Source organism: Inquilinus sp. CA228 (assembly GCF_052078665.1).
Classification (GTDB): Bacteria; Pseudomonadota; Alphaproteobacteria; order DSM-16000; family Inquilinaceae; genus Inquilinus.
Genome location: NZ_JBQJIK010000212.1, coordinates 1 through 511, shown reverse-complemented (window position 1 = coordinate 511; position 511 = coordinate 1). Strand labels below are relative to the sequence as shown.

Sequence of the window (511 nt, the reverse complement as noted above, 5' to 3'; positions counted from 1 at the left end):
TTCACCCCTGGCCGCAAGCTCGCTTCGCCGTCAAACACCCAAGGTAGGAGCCGTATGCCTTAATCGGGCACGTACGGATCTGTGCGGGGGGCGCCCAGCAATGGGCGTCCCTACCGCGATCCGAATTGAACGCGGATCGTCCGGCACCAGGATCAGATGGACGTGGTTCGGCATCAGCACCCAGGACCAGACCTCGACGCCCGCCGCCGCGCAGTGGGTGCCGAGCAGGTCCCGGTAGAGCGCGTAGTCGGCGTCGCAGAAAAAGGTCTGCCCCCGGCCGTTGCCGCGCTGGGTGACATGGTGCGGAAGCCCCGGAAACACCGCACGCGCCAGCCGAGCCATGCCCCCTCCCTGCGAAGGCCATTTCAGCTCGAGCATCGGCACCCAATTTGTGCACTGTCAGAGCGCCGGGAGACCGGCAAGGAGTAGGTGGTGGAAGTCCACTGCGATGAAGGAGTAGCGATCCGCATCGGCCCCGAGCCGTGCGTCGTTGCCCGTGAGGGCAGGGGCG

The 511-nt window shown here is 66.5% G+C and carries 1 protein-coding gene; it reads right to left on the bottom strand.

What is annotated here, in order from left to right:
* Positions 1 to 30 precede the first annotated feature (30 nt).
* Positions 31 to 342, bottom strand: coding sequence for a transposase (locus ACTOWL_RS38055; protein ID WP_441326497.1), 312 nt, complete (start codon positions 340 to 342; stop codon positions 31 to 33).
* Positions 343 to 511 lie beyond the last annotated feature (169 nt).

Excerpts from the sequence above, each read along its gene's own strand:
- ACTOWL_RS38055 (WP_441326497.1), bottom strand. The coding sequence starts at position 342 with ATGGCTCGGCTGGCGCGTGCGGTGTTTCCGGGGCTTCCGCACCATGTC.